The sequence below is a fragment of the Paenibacillus pasadenensis genome (assembly GCF_023715725.1).
Classification (GTDB): domain Bacteria; phylum Bacillota; class Bacilli; order Paenibacillales; family Paenibacillaceae; genus Paenibacillus_O; species Paenibacillus_O pasadenensis_A.
In genome coordinates, this window is sequence record NZ_JAMBOT010000098.1 from 1 (window position 1) to 226 (window position 226).

The window sequence follows — 226 nt, forward strand, 5'->3', positions numbered from 1 at the left end:
CGTTATGAGCAATGGGGTGACGCAGAAGGGTAGTGACGCGGACCGATGGATGTGTCCGTCCAAGCAGTGAGGCTGGTTTGTTGGCAAATCCGCAAACCGTAAGGCTGGGCTGTGATGGGGAGGGAAATTTATAGTACCGAAGGTCATGATCTCCGGCTGCCAAGAAAAGCCTCTAGCCAGGCGAAGGTGCCCGTACCGCAAACCGACACAGGTAGGCGAGCAGAGC

1 rRNA gene is annotated in these 226 nt (G+C 56.6%); it reads left to right on the plus strand.

The features are described from left to right. A 23S ribosomal RNA gene (locus tag M3223_RS24160) occupies nucleotides 1-226 on the plus strand; the annotation flags it as partial.